This is a genomic window from Marinifilum breve (assembly GCF_003202155.1).
Lineage (GTDB): Bacteria > Bacteroidota > Bacteroidia > Bacteroidales > Marinifilaceae > Marinifilum > Marinifilum breve.
In genome coordinates this window covers 47587-72591 of record NZ_QFLI01000011.1, presented here as the reverse complement: position 1 = coordinate 72591, position 25005 = coordinate 47587, and the positions used below count along the sequence as shown (strand labels likewise).

Here is a 25005-nt window from a genome sequence, read left to right as displayed (position 1 = left end):
TTATCTGTTTTGAGCTGAAACTTTAAATTGAATTGGCAGATCTCCATCGGTGTTTGTTTTTCTGGAGATTGTTTTCTCCTCTATTAATGGAATTACTGGTGCGCAATTGTCCTTATAAGGTGTTGGATTATCAAGGTTGTCTTTCGTACCATAAATACCAATTTGAGTTCCATCCTCTCCATTTATTGCATCATATGGCGATTTTAAATGAAAATCAAAATCGTAACTGTATTCAGTAGTTGTCCCATCCCAATTTACAAAAACACCTGTTGCATCAGCGGTAGCAACAGTTTGGTTACTAGTAAAAGTGTTATCTGCTATTGGATTAGCTTGATAATCGTAATCGCAGATGATTAGATTGTTATAAAGAGTAACATTGTTTGAACTTCTTAGTAAATAACCTGTATTGGTACCGGTGTATTGTATGATATTATTTTCAAAAGTACATTCGGAGCAAGAGTAGCACAAGTATCCTGTTCCCTCTAGTAGAACATTATTGGAGAATAGACCATATTTTGCATTTTGGATATATGAGCCAAAAATATTCTTTTCAAAAACGTAGGTAGTACAGTTGTTTATATTCACTGTTCCTCTTATTACACATTCACTTACTAAAAACGAATTGGTAAAAGTGATCCCTCCTGGTAAAGTAATACCTCCTGTGTTGCATCTTTGGATGGTGTACCCTGTAATATCGTTGGCATTATAGTAAGACATATCGATATGATCGCAATATAATCCAGATAATTTACCTAGCGTAACACCAGCTCGCAGGTAAATGGTTCCTGAAATTTCAGTTATACCAGTTGCCGAGGTTGTTGTTGGATGATGACCCGCACCAAATATGGTTATGTCTTTATTGATATGAATATTTCCAATATAGTTTCCTGAAGAAAGGTAGAGAGTATCACCAGCAGCTGCTGCATTTATAGCATCAGGAATTGTAGTGAATACCGAAGCATTACCATTGTTATGAAGAATTACACGTCGTTGTGCATTACTAATTGAAACAATTGCAATTAAAATTAAGCTTAAGAGTAGAGTTTTTTTCATGTTAATAGTTTTTGGGATTTTACATTTTGTATCTAAAATACCTTGATAGATGGAGAGCTAATAGTGAAAAATAACAAGTGGGAGAATTCGATAATAAGTGGGAAATTCAATGAGTAATTAATAATTGTCCATTTATGAAGTGATATGCAAAAATGTTAACAATGAAACTCAATTGAGGAAAGTATTTTTTATAATGTAAGATCTTAATTCAACAGGCATTACTTTAATAATATAAAACCTCAATGAATCTATTTATTACCAATTATTCATTATTAATTACTCATTGTTTATAGATTAAGTCCACTTGTTGTCTTATTTGCTCACTTGTTATCTAGCAAACTTTAATTCGCGATAGAATTCTTATCTTGAGCTTGAAATTCCCAAACTTATCTGTTCACACTTAAATGAAACACTTCTGTTTTGTATTGATATTATCCTGTGTTAGCCTATTGGTAATGGGACAGCAACGTCCTTATATCAACTACACCACACACGATGGTCTGCCTCAAATACAGGTTATGGCAGTGCATCAGGATAAAACAGGATATATATGGGCAGGTACAAAGTCTGGTTTGGTGAAATTCAATGGCGAAAGCTTCGAGCACTTTCTTCCTAAAAAAAGAATCTACGAAATTTATAGCGATAGTAAGAGTAGGGTGTATGTACAAACCTATGATGAATTATATCGTTATGATGGGAATCAGATGAAATTTATGGCGAATTTCAAATATCAGGCAGCGGTTAGGTTAGCAGCTGAGGATGAATACTGGATTCTATCTCCTGATGGATTGGTGCATTACAAGGATACTTTGGCCATAAAAACCTATCGATACAATAAAGAACTTCCAGGCAAACTTAATTCCATTGCTTACAATAGTAAAGATGGAAACTTGTATGTTGGTATTCACAACCAGAATAGAATTGTTACAATTAAAAATGGTGAAATTACGGATGTTAATTACAACACAAATTGCGATGATATTTCGGTAGGATTATTGGGAAAGCATTTGGTATATATTGAAAGATACGGAGAAAGCTTAAAGTGGTTGAATCCCAAAAATAGAGAAGAGTATTTTACCATTTCTAAATCGAACAACTTGGTTGATAGTATTAAAGTTAAATCGGTACCAGTTAAACGATTTATTCATTTTCATGATTATTCTTATTACTTAATTGATAGCCTAAGTAATTCGGGTCGAAAAATTAATCTTGATTTTATAAAAGCACCTTACCCGGTAATTTTTGATAAGGATAACAATATTTGGTCAGGTTCGGATAATGGATTGTATCAAATATTTAATGGTCCTGTAAAGAACTTCTCACGCAGTTTTATGAATGATGTTTGGACTTTGATTCAAGGGAAAAACAATGAATTTTATGGAGCTGTTTACAAAGAGGCATTGTATCATTACGATATAAAGAATGAGAGGAAAATGGAGATAATAGCTCCAGGGCAGTTCGGAAAAAAGGAGACTGATTATTATTATGGATCGTCGATGGATGCCAAAGGGAACTTGTATTTTCCTACGCATTACGGATTGGTTAAATACAATTACAAGCAAACCAGAAAATTTGATACAGGCATTTCATTAATTAGCAAATATGATTCAATCTCGAAGCGAATTGTATTTGGTCAGATGAATGGGCTTGGCTTTATTGATGAGAATGAGAAAGTAAGTACAATTATCGATTCCACAGGAAAGTTTGTAGCTTCTCATCCCGCCGCAATAGAGTTCGATATTGATGGGAATATATGGATTGGAACCAAGGCAAGTCTTTGCAAATGGGATAGAAAGAAGAATGAATTTACAAAAGCCATTTCATGTCCAGCAGATGCTGTTACCGTTATCCAAAAAGATTATCGCAATAACATTTGGCTTGGAGGAAAAAATGGATTGTGGTTGTTTAATGATCAAACAAGAGAATGCAAGAGAGTAGATAAAGGCATAATCAATTCGAATATTACTGGCATAATAGTTCCGAACGAGAAGTATTTAATTGTGGGGACTTCTTTAGAAATATATGTAATGGATTTGCAAGCATTTTACGATTCGGGAGAAATAAAAATGCGTTTGTTCAACTTCAGAAATGGCTTTTTATCTGAAGAGGTGTGTCAGAATGGTTTTCTTTTAGATGGTGATCGACTTTATATACCATCAACTACCATGACTTCGGTTCTTGAATTGAACAAGTTGAACTTTGAACCTGAATTTTATAATGTGAGAATTACAAGACTAAACAACAAAGGCATTGAATATTCAGATACTACGGAAAGAGCCATCCTTTCACTGGAAAGAGGACAAAATGAATTGGATTTCGACTTTGAAACCGTTGGTTTTGGATTACCAACAAAACCTGTTTTTCGATATAAATTGGATGGTGTTGATAAACATTGGAGCAATTGGACAACCAAAACATATGCGAACTATAGAAATTTATCTTCTGGCAAATATACTTTCCACGTTATGGCTCGTGCAGGAGGAAATCCTAATATTATAAGTTATAAGGAAGATTCTCTAAGGGTAAAGGTTAGTAATCCTTTTTATAAGGAACCGAGGTTCTACCAGCATACCTTCTTCGGTTTTGTGGTTTTGGTGCTAATTCTTGGATTTTTTGTTCATTCTCGTTTTCACATCAAACTAAAAATGATCGATCGAGAAAGAAAGATCAAGCTTCTGGAAATTGCTACCCTGCAAGCTCAGCTGAATCCACACTTTATTTTCAATATATTATCGTCGGTGCAAAACCTAATTAGTTTGCACAAGCAGGAAAAAGCAAATGAGTACCTCATTAAGTTTTCAAGATTGATTCGGGCTTATATGGAAGCATCCATAAAATCTTCGAAAGTGTTGCTGGGAACTTCTATTAGCAATGAAATAAGCATTAAGGAGGAGATTGAACTATTGGAAATGTATATTGAACTGGAGAAGGTAAAGCATGGCAATGAAAAGTTCGATTTTGCCATTGAAATCAGTTCCGATTCTATTTTAAACAGAACCATACCACCAATGATTATACAACCATTGGTAGAAAATGCAATTAAACATGGCTTGGAACCCAAAGAGGAAAAGGGGTTTTTATTGGTTCAGTTTACAGAGGACGATGAGGTGGTGGAATGTATCATCAAGGATGATGGAATTGGGAGAGAGCGATCTATTGAAATGAAGAAAGATTCAATTAAGTTGTATCAATCCAGGGGCTTGGAGTTGATCAACAAGAAAATAGAAATTTTAAACGATCTGGATTACCAGATAAGCATTGAATATATTGATTCGGAAGTGGGGACAGAAGTTCGAGTGAAATTTACAAATTGAGAGGATTATGCAAGAAATGTATAGCGCATTGGTAGTTGAGGATGTTAAGGATACATCCGACTATATCCGTCAAAGAATAGAAAAATTGTGTCCTTTATTAAAGGATATTCATCAGGCCTATAGCATTGATGAGGCTTATGAAAAAATCATATCCCAACATTTTGATATCATTTTTCTCGATATTCAATTGCCAAAGGGAACTGGGTTTGATTTGCTTCGCAGGTTATCGGATGAAGGTAAAATTGATTTTGAAATCATTTTCATAACGGGCGAAAGTGCAAAGGAGTTCACATTACGAGCCATAAAATATTCTGCTTTAGATTTTCTTTACAAACCACTTGATGATACGGATTTAATTAATGCCGTGAATAAGGCAACAGAGAAGTTGAAAACACAGTATTTTAACCGACAAATAAAGTTGTTGTTGGATCGTGTTGGAGGCGATAACTTAAATAAAACCAATAAAATTGCCTTACACCTTCACAATGGTATTGTTGAGTTTGTTAATGTAAATGAGATAAAATACCTGGAAGCTGATGGTGTAGTTGCCTATGTGTACCTAAACAATGGTGATAGATTAACCACAACTCGAAACCTGGGATACTATAAAGAAATGCTGATGATGGATTATAACTTCTATCCAATCAGCAATAGTTTGCTTATCAATCAAGAATATATTCTTCGTTACAATCACAAAGAGCTACAGCTTACACTTAATGATGGAACGGTTCTGTTTGCTTCTAAACGTTTTGGCAAAAGTTTTAAGGATACCTTTTCCAATCAAAATCAAAACAGGCCAAAGGTATTTAAGAGTATCGCTCAAATTTGGCGTAGGATTTTGGAATAAAGTAATCAACAGATTGGATTTGTTATCTTCCTATTAGAAATTATAGTAGTTTTTGGATAAAATAGTAATGGCATTGTAGTATTTGGCGGGTACTATTTGCTGAATGGTATTCATTTAAGATTAAAATCATCATCTTTCCGCTTATTTAGAAGTCTTTCCATTAAAAACAGAATCTTTCCGATAATTAATAAGTCTTTCCAGGAAAGATTAATGAAATAACCGAAAGAGAGAAAGAAATCATGCAAGACTAAGAAAAAAGCTGCAAGATGTGATTCTTTATGGAAAGATTAAAATATTTTCCGCAAGGTTATCTTTTAACTGGTTTTGAATACCTCATACCATAAAAGATAGCTTCATTGTACAATAAGCGAAAATTGCATCTGGCCAAGTTGTGCGATTTCTGGTAGCTTATTTATACACTTCTTAATTTAGATAGAAGAGAGAATTAGATGATATTCGTAGTAGGAATCCTTCTTATTTTGAATCATTCACTGCATCTTTTATTGAGATGTCGTTTATCATTACATCTTTAAGAGTTGCTTTCCCGTTTTTTATATTCACCAATGCATAAGTTGAAGTTTTGCTGTCTGATGTTGATTTTCGATAAAGATCTTCAGCTGCTTTAGCTTTTGATTCCTCCATGTAAAACCTGTTAAAAGGATACTGAATTGTAATTTCCTTACTAATGATATGATTGTATTGATCTTTATGTGTATTAACATTTTGAATTTTGGCTGTAAGATAATGTTTCTCATTGGTAGGTTCTTTTAGCAAAGCGCGCAAGGGGTTTGCAAATCCTTCTTTATTTTCTGTAATAACCACAAACACTTCCTGCCCCTTTTCCCAATCCTCATAGCTGTTCACTCTAATTTCATTTTCTTTGAATCGCAGGGCAATATATTTTCCTCTGAAAGGATCATTTGGGTCGACAGGAGCCGTTTGAAATTTAAATTCTTTTCCTTCAGAAAGGATTTGCTCTTGATTGTAAATGCTTTTAACAGGTATGCTTAACTGGATTATTGCAATTACAATGAATATTGGGAATATGATTTTCTTATGCATCATGTTTTTTGAGTTTTAATAATTGATAATTGGCAATAAAGAATCCAAATCCAATGGAAAGGAAAAGAATACCTCTCACTACAAAACTTAAATCAGTATCGAAAAAACGACAGATGATTAGAGCTGTAATAATGAGTAGACCTGAGTTCATTAACTTTAAATTTCGTTGTGTAGTTCCCGATACAATAGTTATTAAGCCTAATGCAAAAACTAGCAGGTTAACCAAAATAAATGCGAAAGAAGATTGAGAGCTTAGAAGGAAAATCAGAATTAATACAAAAAATAAAGTCTCATTTGCCTTAAGTTTATTTTTTGCCCAGTTTTGGTAGACAAGAAATATTGCAATTATTGAAGTTAGGAAAGTAGCATAAACTTCCGGAGCATTTTTCAAGCTCGCATAATCGTAAATTTCTCTTCTTATACCTACCCACATATCATCGAAACTCAACATAAGAAGGATAACAATACTGCCAATCCAACCCATTATTTTAAATCCATTGTTAATGGCGGATCGCTTGGTGAAGAAATCTCTACTACCCACTAAAGTGAAAATGCCAAACAAACTCATGTAAGCCAGGTACATGATTTCTTCATGGCTATCAGCGAACGTTCCCAGGCAAACGATAAGCGAAAGGGGAATCATCCAATTGTGAAAAGAAATACTGTTGCTTTCCGGCTTTTGTTTTATCTGATATAGATAGAATAATAAGGTAGCACTTATGAATAATATGTACCAATATGATATGGTATCTGGATGTTCCCAATATCCTATGTTTATTGCGTAAAATGAACTCCCCATTAGAAATAACAAGGAACCTATTGAAGAGTTCATTACAAAAGGAATGGGAAGAAATAGAATCATCCAAATAAAAAGGAATGATCCAAGTTCTCCCGGAATATTATAGATCTGACTAATGAGAGAAATGCAGGATCCAAGGGCAAAGAATAAAAAACTTACACTTGCCTCTCTCCAGGCTTGTGAGCTTTTTTTCTTTAGGATAGTATATCCGCAGGCTACTTGCCCAATGATAAGTGGTAGCAGTGCCAAACTTGTTTTTAGTGGTCTTGCAAAATTATCCCAATTGTGAGCGACAATTAAAATGATGCCTAACCCGATTAGAATTGCACCCAAAGTGCCAAAAATTGCCAAGAGTTTGTTTGGAGATGCTTGTTTCTTTGAATTGTAATATTGAATGATATCATCTGCTGTACTTTGTGAAATGACATTTGCTTCAATAAGTTTGGGTATTTCTTTTAGAATACTCATAATTAATAGGATTGGATTTAAAACAAATCTAATCATATTATACTTTTAGTGGAAGTAATTAATAAAAAACCGAAAATTGCGGTGCCCCTATGCTGTGCAATTTTCGGTTTTATTTTGTCTGTTCAATTTATAGAAGAGGAGGGAGGAACAGACTCTTCCAAAGTGCGAGTTTTCTTTGGAAGGGGGTATATTTGTTGTTGTCCATTTAAAGCGAGGACAAAGCTCAAATCATTTGAGGTGAAATGAGAAGTATTGAGCCTTGCCTCTTATTTTTTGCTACTAATTAAGATTTCCCGAAAGCACAAGCCCAATTTGAGTTGTGCTTTGCGGGGTATCTTGACTACACAGACTAATTATTTTTAATTTCTTCAAGCAAATGTTCCACAGCTTTTTCAAGTTGTTGATCACGTCCTTGAATAACCATTTCGTAATCGTTACGAACTTTAATATCAGGTTCAACTTGTTGGTTCTCGATATATTTTCCTTTCATATCTTTTACACCTACCATTGGCATTCCAAAATACAAGCTTCTGTCTTGTAAAGTTTCCCACCAAACGGCTGTCATTGTACCTGGTACAGGCATACCAATTAATTTACCAATTTTTAAAGTTTGATATGCGTATGGGAATGCACATGCATCAGAATAATTTCCTTCTCCGGTTAATACTGCAGATGGTTTCTTCCATTTGAACATTGGTTCTTTACCAAAGTCTTGTCCACGTGGTGATAAAGTTGAATAGATTTGACCACTTAATAATGTTACAAGATCATCGTGTAACCAGCCTCCGCCATTGAATCTTGTATCAACGATAATTGCATCACAAGTACCATATTTACCCAACATTTCGGAGTAGACTTTACGATAACTTGGAGAGTTCATACCTTGAACATGAACATATCCAATTTTACCATCAGATAAACGTTTCACTTCTTCTTGGCGACTTTTTACCCAACGTTCATAAAGCAATGTCCTATCACTTGAAATAGGCTTTACTACTTCTTCCCAGCGCTCTTTGGTGTATGGGCTGTATAAGCTCAATAATACCTTTTTACCAGCTTTGTGGTTAAGCATTGGGTAATGACTCTTATCCTTTGTAATTGCAGCACCATCAATTTTTTCGATGATTACACCTGGCTTAATTTTAGAATCAGCTTGGTTTAAAGGTCCTTTTTCCAGAATTTCAGCAATTCTTAATCCATTACCTTCATATTTCCAATCATAGAATGCACCTAGTTTCGCTGTTCTATCTGCATTTTTTGAGCTGTGACGGTATCCAGAACCTGTATGAGAAGCATTTAATTCACCTAACAATTCGCTTAGCATTTCTGCAAAATCGAAATTGTTATTAATGTGAGGTAAAAACTTTTCGTATTCCGACTTGTAGAATTCCCAGTCAAGCTGATGCATCTCCGGATCGTAGAATTTTTTCTTCATGGTTGTCCAAACATGGTTGAACATGTATTCTCTTTCCTTTGATTTATCAAGATACATTTCGGCAACGTAACTGATGTTTTTGCGTTTGTTCGAAGCAACATCTACTTTGATAATACTTCTACCTGACATTAGGAATAAATTCTTTGCGTCTTTATCGAACTGCATAGCTCCACCGCCACCTTGAAGATCTAGAACTTTTTGAGTTGATTTCTTTTCCAAATCATTTACCCAAAGGTCATATCCATCTTCGAATTTACTTAGGTAGAATAATTTTTTTCCATCAGGAGTTAAAATTGCATCCGATAGGTTCGATGGATTGATGGTCAGACAAATCTGACGATCCTCCATTCCTGAGAATTCAATGTCAAGAGGAGTCTTTTCATTATCCTTCTTATCTTTTTTGTCTTTCTTATCCTTCTTGTCTTTTTTATCAGACTCTTCTTCTTTTTTACTTGCTTTTTTTGCCTTTTCTTCTTCTTTAGCTAGTTCCTTTTCTTCTTTCGAAAGTTTGAATTCATCTAATGCTTTCTGATTAAAGAATTGAATGTAAACATCCGATTGAGAACCCCAGCTACCATGAGAACGATATCCTCTACGGTCGGTGAACCAAATCATCGCATTGCCTTTCAGCGACCATTTCGCATTTGAATCGCTATAACCACTTTCGGTAATATTGATCATTTTACCATTTCCTTGAGCATCTACAATTGCTACATCAGGCATAAAGATGGTATGAGGATAAAAGTCAACCAAGAACCATTTTCCATCATTCGACCAATCGTAATGTTGATCACCATCAGAGTATGAATAGTTGTATTTTTTGCCTAAAATCTCACGAACTTTCTTGGTTTTAAGATTAATCACTTTAAGGATTACTCTTTCTTCAAGGAAAGCTACCTCTTTTCCATCAGGAGAGAATTTAGGTTGGAAAGTTTCTGCCGGAGATTCTAGAATTGCTTCTTCTTTTAATGTAGTTGCATTTGAGAATTGAGTTTCTCCCTCGCGAACCAATTTGGTTTGATATAAGTTCCAACTTCCATTTCGTTCCGATGCGTATAATAATGCTTTGCCATCAGGACTAAAGCTAACCGATCTTTCTTGTTCAGGAGTATTGGTAATTCTTTTGGTAGTCCCGTATTCTACAGAGGTTACAAATACTTCACCTCTAACAATAAAAGCAACTTCTTTACCATTTGGAGATACGCTCATTTCTCTCGCTCCGCTGCTCAATCTTTCGAAACTAACGGCATTTTCTTTATTATCTGTAGCTAAACTAACTTTAAGCTTGACAGGATCTTTGCCTTTTTCCTGAGTGTATATTTCACCATTGTAGGAATAGCATAGTTTGTCATTGTTTGAAATGCTTAGGAATCTAACAGGATGCTTATCGAAATTAGATATTTGAGTCAATTCAGATTTATTGTCAACTGGAGCTTTCCAAACATTAAAACTACCTGACTTTTCTGATAAGTAGTAGATCTCATTGTTATCAGTACTAAAAACAGGGTACAAATCCTCCCCATTAAATTCAGAGAACATACTATGTTTTTGAGTTTTGGTATTGTACAACCAAATGTCTCTTGTTACTGCAGATGTATGATGTTTTCTCCAGTGATCTTCATATCCTTTACTGTCGCGATATAGAATATATTCCATATTGTTGCTGTACTTAGCATCCAATGCCGGAGTGGTAAGAATTTGTGATATTTTTCCACCATTGCTAGGTACGCTATAAAGTTCAGATAAAGCACCAGATGGGAACATTACATTTTTCGTATCATCACTAATTAACGCTGAGAATAAAATGTGCTTGCCATCAGGAGTAAAAGAAGATGGAGATTCGCTACCAGAATAAAATGTTAATCTTTCAGGAGTACCTCCATTAATGCCAACTTTGTAAATGTCAAAATTCCCAAATCTGTTCGATGCAAAAGCAATAGTAGAACCATCAGGAGACCATACTGGTTTGTAATCGTATGCTGTGTTAGTTGTTAGTGGGTATGCAACACCACCTTCAGATGAAACAGTAAATAGATCGCCACCGTATTCGAAAACAATGGTTTCACCATTTGGAGAGATTGCCGGATACCTAAGCCATAAAGGTGTATCCATTCCGAGTAAACTTTTTGCTAGCGCAATTAAAAAGGTTGTAAGAAAAAACAGTTTTTTAATCATAACGAATTGGTCTAGTTTAAAAACTCTAAATTGTGACTTGATATATTTTTGACAAAGCATTCTTATCAGATACTATACCAAAAAATACAATAGATTGATTATTAGGAGAATTGTTGATTAAGATCTTGTTTTGAAAAAAAAAGTTGTTCGAATGTGAACAAAATCATGTTCGGTATCGTACTATGCTATTGGAATCGGATCAACTTTAAATTAGAATGATAAAATTGGATTTTAAAGAATTTCCTTTTTCTTTGTTTGATGCTATATAGTTAAAAATCAATTAGAATTACAATGTTAAATTTTCGAATACAAGAACAATCTGTAATTGCATCTTTAGAAGGAACGCGCAGAATTAATAGTATGATTTCGGAAATGGTGAAGAAAGAAATCATTGATTTTATTGAAAAATCTGGAAAGCAAGTTGTGCTGGATTTAAATGGGGTAAGCTTTATTGATTCGCAAGGATTTTCGGCATTAAAAGCCATTGCAGAGCTAGCCAAAGCCAACGAGAAATTGTTTTCTTTAGCGAACCTTTCCGATGATGTTATTGAATTGGTAGATCTTGTTGGAATGAAAGAATCATTCGCTATTGGCAAGAACTGAAGCTGCTAAACTTCATCAAATTCTTTTGGATATTCAACGGTTCCTTCAACTGTTGACAAAGCACCTTTGACCATTTCCAAAGCCATAAATACATTTTCAGGAACATCAAATGGTGCACTGATATTAAATTTATTAGCTGGTTTAAAACCAAATTTAGGATAGTAATTTTCGTGACCTAATACGATTATGGATTCGTGTCCTAGTTTTTTTGCTTTGGCAATACCCTTTTCAACCAATTGGCTTCCAATTCCCAAACCTTGTAATTCTGGAATAACTGACATTGGCGCTAATGCCAATGTGTTGAATTCTTGTTCATTTCCCTTAATTGTAATTGGAAATAAAAGAATGTGGCCAATGATTTCGTTGCCCATACAGGCTACTAATGACAAATCTTTTATAAACTTTTTATTCTTTCTTAATTTCTCTATCAATTTGCCTTCTGCTTCCTGACCAAAAGCCATATCATTTATCATTGATATTGTAGAGTAGTCATTTTTATTTTCTGGGCGGATAGAGATTTTCATTGTAGATGTTTTGAAATAAATTTAAGAATAAAAAATGAGCCATACATTTTGCATGGCTCAATGGAATTATACTGATTCTCCTCTTAATGTTGCTTGAGTACAATCGGTGACTTTTACCTGAACAAAATCACCAACTTTATTATCCTTTCTTGGGAATACAATAACTTTATTTTGAGAGCTTCTTCCAAAAAGTTCTTCTTCAGATTTTTTAGAAACACCTTCAACTAAAACTTCGAATACTTGTCCAATATCTCTTTGGTTGCTTTCCAATGATAATTGATTCTGAAGTTCTATCATCTGAGTTAAACGTTCACTTTTAACATCTTCAGGAATGTTATCTTCCAGATTTTTATAGGCAAATGTTCCTGGTCTTTCAGAGTATTTAAACATGAAAGCCAAATCGTATTTTGCCCATTTCATTAGATCTAAAGTTTGCTTAAAATCTTGTTCACTTTCGTTATGGAAACCGCAGAAAATATCAGTTGAAATACCACATTCTGGTACAATTTCACGAATGGCTTCAATTCTGTTCATGTACCATTCGCGAGTATATTTTCTGCGCATGTCTTTAAGAACAGAATCACTACCTGATTGAACTGGTAAGTGAATGTGTTTACAGATATTTGGATATTTCGCGATTACTCTAAGGGTATCATCACTCATATCTTTTGGATGTGAAGTTGCAAAACGAATTCTCATGTTAGGTTCTGCCTTGGCAACCATTTCCAATAATTCAGGGAAACTAATTTCTGAAACCGAGTTTTTAAATTTGAATGAGTTTACGTTTTGTCCAAGTAAGGTAACTTCTTTGTAACCTTTTTCAGCCAAATCTCTAACTTCTTTAATAATGCTTTCTGGATTACGACTTCTCTCTCTTCCTCTTGTATAAGGAACAATACAGTAAGTACAGAAATTATTGCAACCACGCATAATTGAAACGAATCCCGAAATAGCAGTTTCATCAATTCTTGAAGGACAAATGTCTTTGTAGGTTTCCGTTAGTGACAATTCAATATTGATGGCTTTTTCTCCATTCTCTGCTTTTTTTACCAGCAAAGGTAGATCCATATAAGCATCTGGGCCAACCACAATATTTACATTTTTCTCTTGTTCAAAAAGTTTATCACCTAAACGTTCTGCCATGCAACCAATAACTCCTACCAAAAGTTTAGGGTTCTTTTTCTTTAGTTCCGAAAATCCCTGAACTCGTCCTCTAACTCTCTGCTCTGCATTTTCACGTACCGAACATGTGTTGACTAGAATTACATCTGCTTCTTCTCTTGTTTTGGTAATCTCAAATCCATCGTGTTGCATAATAGCAGCAACCACTTCACTGTCTGCCACATTCATTTGGCAGCCGTAAGTCTCCAAAAACAATTTCTTGCTAATTTCGCTCATTCTGATATCCTCAGTTTAAAATTTCGTGCAAAGGTACATTATCTCAATTGATTAACAAGGCGGAATGTAATCATTTAGAATTGTTATAAAAACTCTGTTGCTTAGGAATTAATTGAGTTTGAGTTAGAAAAATAGATGTCTTTTGTTCCCCGATAAATTTGTAAATTTAATGGTGTTAGCTTTTATTCTTCTCGAATTCATTTTGTTCTGTTTTTAAGAATGTCTTGGGTTGAAAATTGTGTTTGTTGCTAAATAATTTTGTGTATTTTTATCCCGCAAATTCAGCTTTTTAAAAGGTCTTGATATTGAGTGGGTTTAGAAATGAATTCTCTCGTTGTTGCCAATTTTGTTTATGTAAATTGAAGTTGGGAACTGTATTTGTATCACAGAATAATGAAAAACTAAGAAAGATGAAACGTATTTTGGTTCCAGTAGATTTTTCCGGTGATTCGCTCAAGGCTTTAAAGTTTGCGCTTAATTTGGCAAACCATCTCGGTACGGATTTGAGAATGATTCATGTGAAAAAATCAAAGAAATTTGAGATTCCATTTCACTTTAATGAATTTGAGGATCAAATAGTGCATACCGTTCAAGAATATTTTGAAAAACTGATAGAACTTCATTCGCCTGCTTACCAAGTAGAGAATGGAGTTTTTGATTTTAAAATAAGAACTGGTAGCGTGTATAGAGAGATCGTTAACCAAGCAAAGTATGGTGATTCTTACTTGATTGTAATGGGGGCTTTTGGTGCATCGGGGTTTGAAGAATTCTTTATTGGGAGCAATGCTTTTAAAGTGGTAAGCAACGCAAGTTGTCCTGTGATTACGGTTCGTGAAGAATTGTCGAAGAGTGAGGTTGGTACGATCTTAATGCCATTTGATGCCAGTAATGAAACCAGAAAGAAAATTCCTTATGTGGCTGAATTGGCTGAAGCTTGTAAAGCAAAAGTTCATGTTTTAGGCGTTCATGAATCATCCGACGCTGCAATTGTTGGAAAAATTGAACACTATATGAGACAGGCTGAAGAATATTTGAATGAGAAAAATATAGAAGTGGTAAAAGATATCCGTAAAGGAGATAATAATACCACAACCGCTCTCGAATATGCAAGAGAGATAAATGCAGATTTAATTGCCATTATGACTGAACAGGCCGAAACAACTTTTAGCATGTTTTTTGGATCTTATGCAGAGCAGATGGTTAATAAATCGGAAGTGCCAATTCTTTCTGTTCCTAATTGGAAATAGGCAATTGGTTATAGATGTAAAAGCTATTTATAATTTTTAAATATACATTATGAAGTATTGTTGGTTTATAGCAATTTTTGTTTTCATGTTGATTGGAGGTTCTGCGAATGCTCAGAATTATGAAATTATTGAAACGAAGAATGATTCAATTGGTACAGTTAATATTCTTCAGGATGAACGAATTGATCAATTGCTTGCAACCGATAGTATTATTAATTCTCAGAAACAGAGTTTCACAGGATATAGAATTCAGATATTTTTTGGAGGGAGTACCGATAGAGAAAAAGCTTTCCAAATAAAAGATGAGTTTTTGGAATTGTTTCCAGAAGAAAGAGCTTATGTAGTGTATACTGCTCCTGATTTTAGAGTTCGTGTAGGTAACTTTAGAACGAAGCTTGAATCGATAGAGTTGTATAAAGCCTGTACTGAATTCTATCCAAATTGTTATCCGGTAAAAACCGAGATAATGTTTTCAGAAATGGAACCATTGAAAGAAGAAGAGCTAATTGTTGATGACAATATAGAATAGCAAAATACATACTAAATAACCATTTAAGAATAAAAGAATGAGTGACCAATTAAAGCATGAGTGCGGGATAGCAATGATCCGACTGCTTAAACCTCTTGAATACTACAAGGAAAAATATGGATCTTGGCAATATGGTATTCAAAAGCTTTATTTGTTGATGGAAAAACAACACAATAGAGGACAAGAAGGTGCAGGTGTTGTTGGTTTGAAGTTAGATCAAACTCCTGGAGAAAAGTACATTTCCAGAGAAAGATCGTGTGGAAACCAACCTATTAAAGAAGTTTTCGAAAACATTTATGGAAGATTGCGTGAAGGAGAAAAGAATAATCCTGAAAGCTTTAAAGATTCTGTGTGGGCAAAGGAAAACTTACCATTTGCAGGTGAATTGTATTTGGGGCATTTGAGATACGGAACTTTCGGGCGTAACAGTATTGATTTTGTTCATCCTGTTATGCGTGAAAACAACTGGAAGTCGAGAAATTTAGTGTTGGCAGGGAATTTTAACCTAACCAATGTTGATGAACTTTTTAATCTTTTGGTTGATTTGGGACAGCATCCTAAAGATTATACTGATACAGTTACAATCTTAGAAAAAGTTGGTCACTATCTGGATGAAGAAAATCAAATGTTGTTCCGTCAGTATAAAAATGATGGATATTCAAATAGAGAGATTTCACCTTTAATTGAGGAGAGTATTGATATTCAAAAAATTCTTTCAAGTGCAAGTAGATCCTGGGATGGAGGTTATGCAGTTGGAGGTATGTTTGGTCATGGCGATTCATTTGTAATGCGCGATCCATGGGGAATTCGTCCAGCATTTTATTATCAGGATGATGAAGTTGTTGTTGTTGCCTCGGAAAGACCAGTAATTCAAACAACATTTAATGTTCGTGCCAATACCATAAAAGAAATTGCTCCTGGTAATGCGGTTATCATCAAGAAAGATGGTAAGATAGAAGAGGTTCCGGTTCGTGTGCCTCAGAAAAGAAGATCTTGTTCATTCGAAAGAATTTATTTCTCGAGAGGTAGCGATAAGGATATCTATTTGGAAAGAAAGAAATTAGGTCAATTGTTGACTCCTGCTATTCTTGATTCGGTAGATCATGACATTAAGAATACAGTATTTTCTTTTATTCCAAATACTGCTGAAACTGCCTTTTATGGTATGATGGAAGGAGTTCGTCAGAAGTTAATGGAAGAGAAAAAAGAGCAAATTCACGACTTAAATGGCAGTTGGACAGAGGAGAAATTGCAAGAGATTATTTCTGTAGAACCTCGTGTTGAGAAGATTGCAATTAAGGATGTTAAACTTAGGACTTTCATTACCAACGACGAAGGAAGAGATGATTTGGTAGGTCATGTTTATGATGTTACTTATGGTGTTGTAAAGAATCAGGAAGATAATCTTGTTGTGATTGATGACTCTATTGTTCGTGGTACTACACTTAAGAAAAGTATTTTAAGAATTTTAGATCGCTTACATCCTAAAAAGATTGTTATTGTTTCTTCGGCTCCACAAATTCGTTACCCAGACTGTTATGGTATAGATATGACAAGAATGGGTGAATTTATTGCCTTTAACGCAACCATTGCTATGCTTAAAGAGCGTGGAATAGAACATATTATTGAGGAGACTTACAAAAAGTGTAAAGCTCAGGAAAATCTTCCAAAAGAAGAGATTGTGAATTACGTAAAGGAAATTTACAAGCCTTTTACTGCGGAGGAAATTTCAGCGAAAATTGCAGAATTACTTACACCGGAAGGTATTGAAGCTGAAGTACAGATTGTGTATCAATCAATTGAAAATCTTCATGAAGCTTGTCCTGAGAATAATGGTGACTGGTATTTTACTGGAAACTATCCAACTCCAGGAGGAAACAAAGTTGTGAATACTTCATTCATTAACTACGTGGAAGGAAACGATAAGAGATCTTATTAATAAGAAAAAATAGAAAAGAAAAGCCGATCAAATCGATCGGCTTTTTTATTTTATAACACTTGGTTTTATTTTTTCTTGAAGATATTCAGATTTGGTTTCTTAGGTAATTTGATCTTTAGAAACGATAAATATGACGATGTGTGTCTGTCTATCTTCTGATCGTAAACATCTGCAATCGTAATCATGATTCCTGTTTCTTCAACATCGCCAAAGTGTGTGTTCACTGCAGTGCCAAAGCATTTCATTGTTGGTGATAAACCCATGTAAGCATTGATAAGCGGAGGAATGTTTTCCCCGTTTTTTCTTACATTTTGTGATAAGATTTTATAATTCTCATCGAAAGTTTCACCGCAAAAATCTTTCGCCAATTGCTCTTCATTCATGTTTGTTTGAAGTGGAGTGGTTGGCCATGCCAATTTTTCTACATCATTAAACATCTTGTTCATGAAATATAAAATGTGATTCCTTGCATCTCTATTGTAATCAGGATACATGGTAACCTTACCAAAGAAATATTTAATTTCAGGATAATCAACAATTAAAGCACCAAGTCCATCCCATAAATTATCTAAAGCATACAAGCTTTTTCTTCCTTTTTTTATTGATTGATAATCTGGCTGAACAAAAGAACGGCCAAGCTCAATCATGTGTGGCATATAATTCTTTTTAAAATCATCTGAGAAGTTAAAAAGTCTCGATGTTGCCAAATAGATATCTCCATTTTCATCAACAGGAGCTTCGCTACACAAAATATAACGATAACCACCTAAAATTTCTTTGGCTTTAGGATCCCAAACAATTAATTGGTGATATGGTTTTTCATCAATGTCGAATTTGTCGATATCAAGTTCTTTCCCGGTTCCACCACCAGCTTTTCTAAAAGTAATTTCTCTTAGTCGACCAACTTCTTTCATTAAGTTTGGCGAATCATGATGAGTAAAGCAATAGATTTCATTAGACCCCTTGTTGGTCTTGCGCACAAATCTCTCTTCTGTTAGCTCTTTTTCAAGCTCTTTTCTTGGTACAGGGGGTATAATTTCTTTCATTTTAAAGTGGTATTAATCCTAAGTAGGATGGTTTTATTTTTGGTTCTAATGGGCAACGAAATTAATCACTAATCGAAACAAATAATATTAATGTTATTTAATTTTTGATAAAAGTAATATTCGTTTTTAGTGGTCTGCAAGTTTGTAAGATTCTCTTTTTATTTTTTCGGCCCACTTATCATACGATAAGCTCTTATCAAAAGTTTTATAAGAAACAGGCTTTCCAATTCTGACAGTAAAGGTTTTTCCTCTTTGCTTAAATAGTTCGTTTGGCAAATATAACATTTCCAAATTAGATTTTAATCCAAAGAATTTTCTCAAATTGGCTAAATTGTAGAAAAAGTTAGAGTTTCTGCCATCCATGTGTATGGGTACAATATCTCTTTTGTGCTTTATTGCTTTTGCAATAAAACTTTTCTTCCATTCCAGATCTTCAATTTTTCCTTTCTGTTTGCGCGAGACCAAACCTGCCGGGAAGGTTATAATAGTGGCTTCGGATTGATATGCACTCTCTAATAAAATTGCAGCAGCTTTTGCTTGTCCTCCATGTTTGTTTATTGGAATAAATACATCGTTTAGGTTTTTGATATTCATTAAGATATCATTTACCAGAAACCTAATGCTGCTAAATTCTTTTCCGAATATGCTAATTAGAATGATTCCATCAGGACCTCCAAGTGGATGATTGGATGCAAATAAATATCTTCCGTTTTTATCGATATTTTCAAGCCCTTCAATTTTGAATTTGATATCAAGCTCTTCTAAAACACTATCCGCAAATTCAATGCCCTGTTTTTGGTAATTTCTAGATAGAAAATCGTTGATTTCATCTTGATGAATGATGCGTTTTAGATATCGCACAATAAAACCAGGAAGAAGCTTTGCCAGTTTTTTGCTTTTACTTGCAAATACTTTTTCGATATCAATTTTCAAATAATTATCTGAATTACTTTCCATAAAAGTTTAGCATAGATTATTTAGACCTGCAAATATCGCAAATTTATTGCATTGTTAGTCTAATTTTAGGGACATAATAGAGCATACCGCATAATAAATAATTGTTGCAGCAAAGAAAAGTTATCAACAATACAATAAAAGTGGGACTATGTGGTTGAAAGTGGGAGTTTTTTTCTCTAATTTTACAAATGTAAATCGATTTTTTTAATGCAAACATTCATAGGTGATTATAAATGCAAATTAGACGCGAAAGGTCGTGTGTTGCTGCCTTCGGCGTTTCGGAAGCTTTTAAATGGAGATTCTGAGAATCGTTGTGTGCTTAGAAAAAATCTGCATGACAAGTGTCTCGATTTGTATCCGATGAAAGAATGGGAAAGGCAAATTGAGATGGTTAGGGCCAGAGTAAATACCTTCAATAAAAAACATGCTGCATTTATGCGTGAATTTTATAGAGGTACTGCAGAGGTACAGATTGATAGTAATGGAAGAATCTTAATTCCCAAAAAGTTTTTTGAGTTTGCGGGTTTTAGAAAGGATATCACTTTAGCCGGGCAGGATGATAAGATCGAAATTTGGAATACTGAAGCCTACGAAAAACCAGCACTGTCAGACGATGATTTTAGCAGTCTGGCAAATGAGATTTTAGGAGGGAGTATTAATCCTGGTTTATAATTGATTTTGAGAAAAACATTGGCTTTCTTCGCGCTTGATTTAAATAGTGATTAAAAGATTAGAAATGAGTGAATATCATATACCAGTTTTGTTGGATGAATGTATTGAGGGGTTGAAAATAAATCCTGAGGGAATCTATGTGGATTTAACCTTTGGTGGAGGTGGTCACTCAAGAGAAATATTGAAGCATTTAACTACTGGAAAATTGATTGGTTTTGACCAGGATGAAGATGCTGAAGCCAATGTTCCAGATGATGAAAATTTTATTTTCGTTCGTCACAATTTCAGATACTTCAAAAACTTTATAAAGTACTTGGGGTATGAGAAAATCGATGGAATTTTAGCTGATTTAGGAGTTTCTTCTCACGAATTTGATGTAGCAGAGCGTGGTTTTTCTTTCCGTTTCGATGGTGATTTAGATATGAGAATGAACCAGAGTTCGGATTTTACGGCAGCTGATATTCTTAATGATTACGATGTTGAAGATTTGTTTAAAATTTTCAAACTGTATGGAGAAGTGAAGAATCCTGGCAAGTTGGTGAAATTGATAGAAAATTATCGCAAAGAGAACAATTTTGAGACCATTCAACAGTTTAAAGAGGTGATCGCTCCATGTGTGCCAAAGTTTAAAGATCATAAATATTTGGCTCAGGTGTTTCAAGCACTAAGAATTGAGGTGAACAAGGAAATGGATGTTCTCAAAGAAATGCTGGAGCAATGTGCGGATGTGTTGAAGCCTGAAGGTAGATTAGTAGTGATAACTTATCACTCGTTGGAGGATCGATTGGTGAAAAATTACATACGTGATGGTAAGTTTGAAGGAGGAGCTGAGAAAGATTTCTTTGGCAATGTTCAAACACCACTGACAAGTGTAAATAGGAAAGTGATTTTGCCAAGCGAAGAAGAAATTGAAAGAAACGGTAGAGCAAGAAGTGCCAAGCTTCGAATTGCAAAACCAAATTTAAAATAGCATGTTCAGATTTAGAAAAAAATACAACGATTTTGTAAGTCCTACCAAAGAACAGAAAGAGATTTCCAGTGCTTCGGTAAAGGATTTTATCGACGGTAGTATTTTGACTAAATCGGCAGTTGTGCAGCAATTGCCATTTGTGCTTTTTTTGGTTTGCCTTGGTATTTTCTATATCAGTAATCGATATAAATCAGAAAAGGTTTATAGAGATATGGTTAGCCTTGAAAAAGAATTAAAAGATTTAAGATTCGAGTCGATTACAACGGCTTCGGATTTAATGTATATGAGTAAGCAATCGGAAGTTTTAAAACGAGTTCAAAAGGAAGGTTTGGGTTTGACTGAATCAACAGAACCTCCTGTTAAAATTTACATCGATAAATAGTGCCAATAAAAAAAGATATCATATGGCGAGTTGGTTTGGTGTATGCAGTTGTAATGCTCTTTGCATTAATGATTGTAGGACGCGTTGTAACCTTACAATTGTTCGAAGGAGATTATTGGAGAGGAAAGGCTCAAAAAATATCACAACGAGATGTGATTGTACGTGCCAATAGAGGAGATATTTGTGCTGAGGATGGACGTATTTTAGCCACTTCTTTGCCATATTATCAAATAAGAATGGACTTTAGAGCTGCAGGTTTAACAGATGAAGTGTTTAAATCGAAAGTTGATTCATTGGCTCTTTGTTTGTCAAGATTTTTTAATGACAAATCGAAGAATGAATATCGTCGACTTTTATGGAACTCAAAGTACAAGAAAAAATCTAACCGATATGTCTTGATAAATCGCCGTAAGGTAAATTACAATGAACTTAAAGTGATTAAAACTTTTCCATTGTTCCGCTTGGGCAAAAACAAAGGCGGTTTAATTTGTGAACAAGAGAATAAACGGCAACAACCTCACAGAAATCTGGCTACAAGAACCATTGGTTATCTGAATAAAGAAGATAACAACAAGTTGATTGGTAGAGTAGGCATGGAGGGTGCATTTGAAAGTGAGCTGAAAGGAGTTGATGGTGTTAGTATCTTGCAAAAAATGTCGGGAAGATGGTTGCCTGTAAACATGGTGGAGCCCAAGGATGGAAATGATCTGATTACAACCATTGATGTCAATTATCAGGATGTGGCAGAGTCGGCTTTGTATCATCAATTGGTGAAATATAATGCGCATCATGGATCAGCCATTTTAATGGAAGTGAAAACAGGTGCCATTAAAGCCATCGCTAACATTGGTTATGACGAGAAGAAAAAAGTGTATCGCGAGTTGTATAACTATGCTATTGGGGAGGCAACCGAACCCGGTTCAACCTTTAAGCTGGCATCTATGATGGCTTTGTTGGAGGATGGTTATGTTGGTCCAATGGATTCGGTTGATACTGGTAACGGAATTTACCGTTTTTACAATGCAAAAATGAGAGATTCTCATCATGGAGGATATGGAAAGATAACTGTTCAGGAAGCTTTTGAAAAATCTTCGAATGTTGGAATTTCGAGATTGGTAGATGAGCACTATAAAAATAAACCAAGAGAATTTATTAATCGATTGTACGATTTTCGTTTAAATGAACCTCTTGGACTAGAAATTAGAGGTGAAGGTACGCCAAAAATAAAATATCCTGATGATCCAACCTGGTCCGGAATTTCATTGCCATGGATGTCCATAGGATATTCGGTGCATCAAACTCCATTACAAACGCTAACTTTTTACAATGCAATTGCCAATGATGGTAAAATGATGAAACCGAAGTTTGTAAAGGAGATTAGATATCATGGTGAAGTGATCTCAAAGTTTGATGAAGAAGTTTTAAAGTCAAAAATTTGTTCAGGACAAACATTGGAAACCATTCAGAATATGTTGGAAGGTGTAGTTTTGAGAGGAACTGCCAGAAACTTGAGAAATTCAAACTATAAGATTGCTGGTAAAACTGGAACGGCGCAAATTGCAGATGGTAAAAAAGGCTATGGTCATAAAGTTTATCAAGCTTCATTTGTAGGCTATTTTCCTGCTGATGATCCTATGTATTCTTGTGTAGTAGTAATTAATCGCCCAAATAAAACGAAAGGGTTTTATGGTAATCAGGTTGCAGGTCCGGTTTTTAAATCCATTTCTGATAAGGTTTATGCAATGAGCTATTCCATGCATCCGGAAAGAAAAAATGAAGAAGAGGAAGGACCTAAAGTGCCAATTTCGCTTAACGGGAGCAAAGAGGATTTAGATTTGGTTTTTGATGATTTGAATATTGATATCACAAACCCGAAAATTCAAACAGAATGGGTCGTTACATCTCGTAAAGACTCTGTGATTGAATACAAATACAGAAGAGTAAAGAACTTTTTGGTTCCGAATGTAAAAGGAATGGGAGTGCAAGACGCATTATATATATTGGAAAATGTAGGGTTGAGAGTTCAAGTACGTGGAGTTGGTTCCGTTTCCAAACAATCTTTGCGTCCTGGTAGCAATTTCCGTTCGGGAGATAGAATAACTATTGATTTATCTTAAAGAATAAGATATGAGTGTGAAGATTAATGAACTTTTTAGTTCGGTTAAAATAGAAAGCCTAAAGGGGATGAGTGATGTTGAGATCAACAACATTCATTTTGATTCCCGAAAGGTAGAGGAAGGAGACCTTTTTGTAGCTTGCAGGGGAACTGTGAGTGATGGACACAAGTATATTGCATCAGTAGAAGAGAAAGGTGTAAAAGTGATTGTTTGTGAAGAATTGCCAGAGGTTACTAACTCTGAAATTACATATATCATTGTTGAAGATTCATTGACTGTATTGTCTGAATTGGCGCATAATTACTATGGAAAACCAACACATGATATTCAACTGGTAGGTGTTACCGGAACAAATGGAAAAACAACAGTTGCTACTTTATTGTATCGACTTTTCAAAAAGTTAGGGTACAAAGTGGGATTGTTATCTACGGTAAGAAATTATGTGGATGAGAAAGAAATTGTTGCTACTCATACCACTCCTGATCCATTGCAATTAAACGCATTGCTTGCAGATATGGTTGCTGAAGGGTGTGAGTTTTGCTTTATGGAAGTAAGTTCTCATGCAATCGATCAGAAACGCATTGGAGCTCTAGATTATAAAGGTGGAATATTTACCAATATTACGCATGATCATTTGGATTATCACAAAACATTTGATGCGTACTTAAAAGTGAAGAAGCGCTTTTTTGATGATTTAGGTAAAACATCTTTTGCCATAACGAATGCTGACGATAAGAATGGGAAATTGATGCTGCAAAATACAGAAGCACATAAGTTTTTGTATTCATCTCGTTCTTTTGCTGATTTCAGATGTAAGATTTTGGAAAAGCATTTTACCGGAATGTTGATGGAGATTGATGGCGTTGAAACCTGGACCAATTTTATTGGTGATTTTAATGCTCACAACTTATTGGCGGTGTATGCTGCAGCAAGGTTATTAAATCAGGATAAGGAAGAAGTACTTCGTGGAATTAGCGAACTAACTTCAGTTGATGGAAGATTTGAGAGTATTATATCACCAGAAGGAGTTATGGCCATTGTTGATTATGCGCATACTCCGGATGCTTTGAAAAATGTTTTGGAAACCATAGAAGCATTACGAACCAGAAACGAGCAGGTGATAACTGTTGTTGGATGTGGTGGAGATAGAGACAAAACCAAGCGACCAACAATGGCAAAAATTAGTGCGAATTTAAGTGATAAGGTGATTTTGACGTCGGATAATCCAAGGTCGGAAGAACCAGATCAGATTATTTCGGATATGAAAGAAGGTGTTGATGCTAGTGACTTGAGAAAAGTTTTAGCAATTACCGATAGAAAAGAGGCCATTCGTACAGCTTGCATGTTGGCACAAAAAGGAGATATCATCCTGGTGGCAGGAAAAGGTCACGAGGATTACCAGGAAATAAAAGGAGTGAAACATCATTTTGATGATAAAGAAGTAATACAAGAAATTTTTAAACTGTAG

The 25005-nt window shown here is 34.7% G+C and carries 19 protein-coding genes; 11 read left to right on the top strand and 8 right to left on the bottom strand.

Annotated features, from left to right (window positions below; translation table 11 throughout):
• Nucleotides 1-1053 (bottom strand): right-handed parallel beta-helix repeat-containing protein, encoded by a 1053-nt coding sequence (locus DF185_RS19515; RefSeq protein ID WP_110362799.1) that lies wholly within the window; start codon nucleotides 1051-1053, stop codon nucleotides 1-3.
• Between the two features lie 404 nt (nucleotides 1054-1457).
• Between DF185_RS19515 and DF185_RS19510 the strand changes: the two genes are divergently transcribed.
• Nucleotides 1458-4367 carry a sensor histidine kinase gene (locus DF185_RS19510; protein WP_110362797.1) on the top strand — a complete coding sequence of 970 codons (2910 nt, stop codon included), beginning with the start codon at nucleotides 1458-1460 and terminating at the stop codon, nucleotides 4365-4367.
• A gap of 7 nt (nucleotides 4368-4374) precedes the next feature.
• Entirely contained in the window at nucleotides 4375-5214 is an 840-nt protein-coding gene (locus DF185_RS19505) for a LytR/AlgR family response regulator transcription factor (protein WP_110362795.1), read from the top strand.
• Between the two features lie 474 nt (nucleotides 5215-5688).
• Here DF185_RS19505 and DF185_RS19500 read toward each other — a convergent pair whose 3' ends face one another.
• From DF185_RS19500 to DF185_RS19490, 3 genes are all read right to left on the bottom strand, one after another.
• Nucleotides 5689-6279, bottom strand: coding sequence for a GDYXXLXY domain-containing protein (locus tag DF185_RS19500; RefSeq protein ID WP_110362792.1), 591 nt, complete (start codon nucleotides 6277-6279; stop codon nucleotides 5689-5691).
• Complete coding sequence (locus DF185_RS19495) at nucleotides 6269-7579, bottom strand: DUF2157 domain-containing protein (RefSeq protein ID WP_110362790.1); 1311 nt, start codon at nucleotides 7577-7579, stop codon at nucleotides 6269-6271. The genes DF185_RS19500 and DF185_RS19495 overlap by 11 nt, the downstream gene beginning before the upstream one ends.
• Before the next feature lie 313 nt (nucleotides 7580-7892).
• Entirely contained in the window at nucleotides 7893-11090 is a 3198-nt protein-coding gene (locus tag DF185_RS19490; RefSeq protein WP_207784706.1) for a S41 family peptidase, read from the bottom strand.
• A 354-nt stretch (nucleotides 11091-11444) separates the two neighbouring features.
• On the opposite strand from DF185_RS19490, the gene DF185_RS19485 reads away from it, so the two are divergent.
• Nucleotides 11445-11756 carry an STAS domain-containing protein gene (locus tag DF185_RS19485; RefSeq protein WP_110362788.1) on the top strand — a complete coding sequence of 104 codons (312 nt, stop codon included), beginning with the start codon at nucleotides 11445-11447 and terminating at the stop codon, nucleotides 11754-11756.
• Between the two features lie 5 nt (nucleotides 11757-11761).
• Here DF185_RS19485 and DF185_RS19480 read toward each other — a convergent pair whose 3' ends face one another.
• Nucleotides 11762-12280, bottom strand: coding sequence for a GNAT family N-acetyltransferase (locus DF185_RS19480; RefSeq protein ID WP_110362786.1), 519 nt, complete (start codon nucleotides 12278-12280; stop codon nucleotides 11762-11764).
• Between the two features lie 66 nt (nucleotides 12281-12346).
• The gene (gene miaB / locus DF185_RS19475) at nucleotides 12347-13678 is read right to left on the bottom strand and encodes a tRNA (N6-isopentenyl adenosine(37)-C2)-methylthiotransferase MiaB (RefSeq protein WP_110362784.1); all 1332 of its coding nucleotides are present in this window, start codon (nucleotides 13676-13678) and stop codon (nucleotides 12347-12349) included.
• A 410-nt stretch (nucleotides 13679-14088) separates the two neighbouring features.
• Between miaB and DF185_RS19470 the strand changes: the two genes are divergently transcribed.
• Genes DF185_RS19470 through DF185_RS19460 form a run of 3 tightly spaced genes read left to right on the top strand, consistent with a single transcriptional unit; the run spans nucleotide 14089 to nucleotide 17393 of the window.
• Nucleotides 14089-14925 carry a universal stress protein gene (locus tag DF185_RS19470; protein WP_110362782.1) on the top strand — a complete coding sequence of 279 codons (837 nt, stop codon included), beginning with the start codon at nucleotides 14089-14091 and terminating at the stop codon, nucleotides 14923-14925.
• A 49-nt stretch (nucleotides 14926-14974) separates the two neighbouring features.
• Complete coding sequence (locus DF185_RS19465; RefSeq protein ID WP_133250096.1) at nucleotides 14975-15454, top strand: hypothetical protein; 480 nt, start codon at nucleotides 14975-14977, stop codon at nucleotides 15452-15454.
• A gap of 37 nt (nucleotides 15455-15491) precedes the next feature.
• Nucleotides 15492-17393, top strand: coding sequence for an amidophosphoribosyltransferase (locus tag DF185_RS19460; protein WP_110362777.1), 1902 nt, complete (start codon nucleotides 15492-15494; stop codon nucleotides 17391-17393).
• Between the two features lie 65 nt (nucleotides 17394-17458).
• Here the strand turns inward: DF185_RS19460 and glsB are convergent, their stop codons facing one another.
• Nucleotides 17459-18439 carry a glycine N(alpha)-acyltransferase GlsB gene (gene glsB, locus DF185_RS19455; RefSeq protein WP_110362775.1) on the bottom strand — a complete coding sequence of 327 codons (981 nt, stop codon included), beginning with the start codon at nucleotides 18437-18439 and terminating at the stop codon, nucleotides 17459-17461.
• Between the two features lie 126 nt (nucleotides 18440-18565).
• Complete coding sequence (glsA, locus tag DF185_RS19450; RefSeq protein ID WP_110362773.1) at nucleotides 18566-19396, bottom strand: lyso-glycine lipid O-acyltransferase GlsA; 831 nt, start codon at nucleotides 19394-19396, stop codon at nucleotides 18566-18568.
• 207 nt (nucleotides 19397-19603) lie between these two features.
• Between glsA and mraZ the strand changes: the two genes are divergently transcribed.
• From mraZ to DF185_RS19425, 5 genes are all read left to right on the top strand, one after another.
• Nucleotides 19604-20068 (top strand): division/cell wall cluster transcriptional repressor MraZ, encoded by a 465-nt coding sequence (gene mraZ / locus DF185_RS19445; RefSeq protein WP_110362771.1) that lies wholly within the window; start codon nucleotides 19604-19606, stop codon nucleotides 20066-20068.
• A 64-nt stretch (nucleotides 20069-20132) separates the two neighbouring features.
• Nucleotides 20133-21038: a 16S rRNA (cytosine(1402)-N(4))-methyltransferase RsmH gene (rsmH, locus tag DF185_RS19440; RefSeq protein ID WP_110362769.1), complete on the top strand. Its 906-nt coding sequence runs from the start codon at nucleotides 20133-20135 to the stop codon at nucleotides 21036-21038.
• 1 nt (nucleotide 21039) lies between these two features.
• A complete protein-coding gene (locus DF185_RS19435) occupies nucleotides 21040-21420 on the top strand; it encodes an FtsL-like putative cell division protein (RefSeq protein ID WP_110362767.1) in 381 nt (126 codons plus the stop codon).
• Entirely contained in the window at nucleotides 21420-23537 is a 2118-nt protein-coding gene (locus DF185_RS19430) for a PASTA domain-containing penicillin-binding protein (protein WP_110362765.1), read from the top strand. Before DF185_RS19435 ends, DF185_RS19430 begins: the two co-directional genes overlap by 1 nt.
• Before the next feature lie 10 nt (nucleotides 23538-23547).
• Nucleotides 23548-25005: a UDP-N-acetylmuramoyl-L-alanyl-D-glutamate--2,6-diaminopimelate ligase gene (locus tag DF185_RS19425; RefSeq protein ID WP_165836079.1), complete on the top strand. Its 1458-nt coding sequence runs from the start codon at nucleotides 23548-23550 to the stop codon at nucleotides 25003-25005.

What these genes read in the sequence shown, in the direction of transcription:
- DF185_RS19480 (WP_110362786.1), bottom strand. Translation starts at nt 12,280, where the DNA reads ATGAAAATCTCTATCCGCCCAGAAAATAAAAATGACTACTCTACAATA.
- DF185_RS19505 (WP_110362795.1), top strand. Translation starts at nt 4,375, where the DNA reads ATGCAAGAAATGTATAGCGCATTGGTAGTTGAGGATGTTAAGGATACA.
- DF185_RS19470 (WP_110362782.1), top strand. Translation starts at nt 14,089, where the DNA reads ATGAAACGTATTTTGGTTCCAGTAGATTTTTCCGGTGATTCGCTCAAG.
- DF185_RS19490 (WP_207784706.1), bottom strand. Translation starts at nt 11,090, where the DNA reads ATGGATACACCTTTATGGCTTAGGTATCCGGCAATCTCTCCAAATGGT.
- DF185_RS19460 (WP_110362777.1), top strand. Translation starts at nt 15,492, where the DNA reads ATGAGTGACCAATTAAAGCATGAGTGCGGGATAGCAATGATCCGACTG.
- DF185_RS19465 (WP_133250096.1), top strand. Translation starts at nt 14,975, where the DNA reads ATGAAGTATTGTTGGTTTATAGCAATTTTTGTTTTCATGTTGATTGGA.
- miaB (WP_110362784.1), bottom strand. Translation starts at nt 13,678, where the DNA reads ATGAGCGAAATTAGCAAGAAATTGTTTTTGGAGACTTACGGCTGCCAA.
- glsA (WP_110362773.1), bottom strand. Translation starts at nt 19,396, where the DNA reads ATGGAAAGTAATTCAGATAATTATTTGAAAATTGATATCGAAAAAGTA.
- DF185_RS19495 (WP_110362790.1), bottom strand. Translation starts at nt 7,579, where the DNA reads ATGATTAGATTTGTTTTAAATCCAATCCTATTAATTATGAGTATTCTA.
- mraZ (WP_110362771.1), top strand. Translation starts at nt 19,604, where the DNA reads ATGCAAACATTCATAGGTGATTATAAATGCAAATTAGACGCGAAAGGT.
- DF185_RS19515 (WP_110362799.1), bottom strand. Translation starts at nt 1,053, where the DNA reads ATGAAAAAAACTCTACTCTTAAGCTTAATTTTAATTGCAATTGTTTCA.
- glsB (WP_110362775.1), bottom strand. Translation starts at nt 18,439, where the DNA reads ATGAAAGAAATTATACCCCCTGTACCAAGAAAAGAGCTTGAAAAAGAG.
- DF185_RS19425 (WP_165836079.1), top strand. Translation starts at nt 23,548, where the DNA reads ATGAGTGTGAAGATTAATGAACTTTTTAGTTCGGTTAAAATAGAAAGC.
- DF185_RS19435 (WP_110362767.1), top strand. Translation starts at nt 21,040, where the DNA reads ATGTTCAGATTTAGAAAAAAATACAACGATTTTGTAAGTCCTACCAAA.
- DF185_RS19485 (WP_110362788.1), top strand. Translation starts at nt 11,445, where the DNA reads ATGTTAAATTTTCGAATACAAGAACAATCTGTAATTGCATCTTTAGAA.
- DF185_RS19510 (WP_110362797.1), top strand. Translation starts at nt 1,458, where the DNA reads ATGAAACACTTCTGTTTTGTATTGATATTATCCTGTGTTAGCCTATTG.
- rsmH (WP_110362769.1), top strand. Translation starts at nt 20,133, where the DNA reads ATGAGTGAATATCATATACCAGTTTTGTTGGATGAATGTATTGAGGGG.
- DF185_RS19500 (WP_110362792.1), bottom strand. Translation starts at nt 6,279, where the DNA reads ATGATGCATAAGAAAATCATATTCCCAATATTCATTGTAATTGCAATA.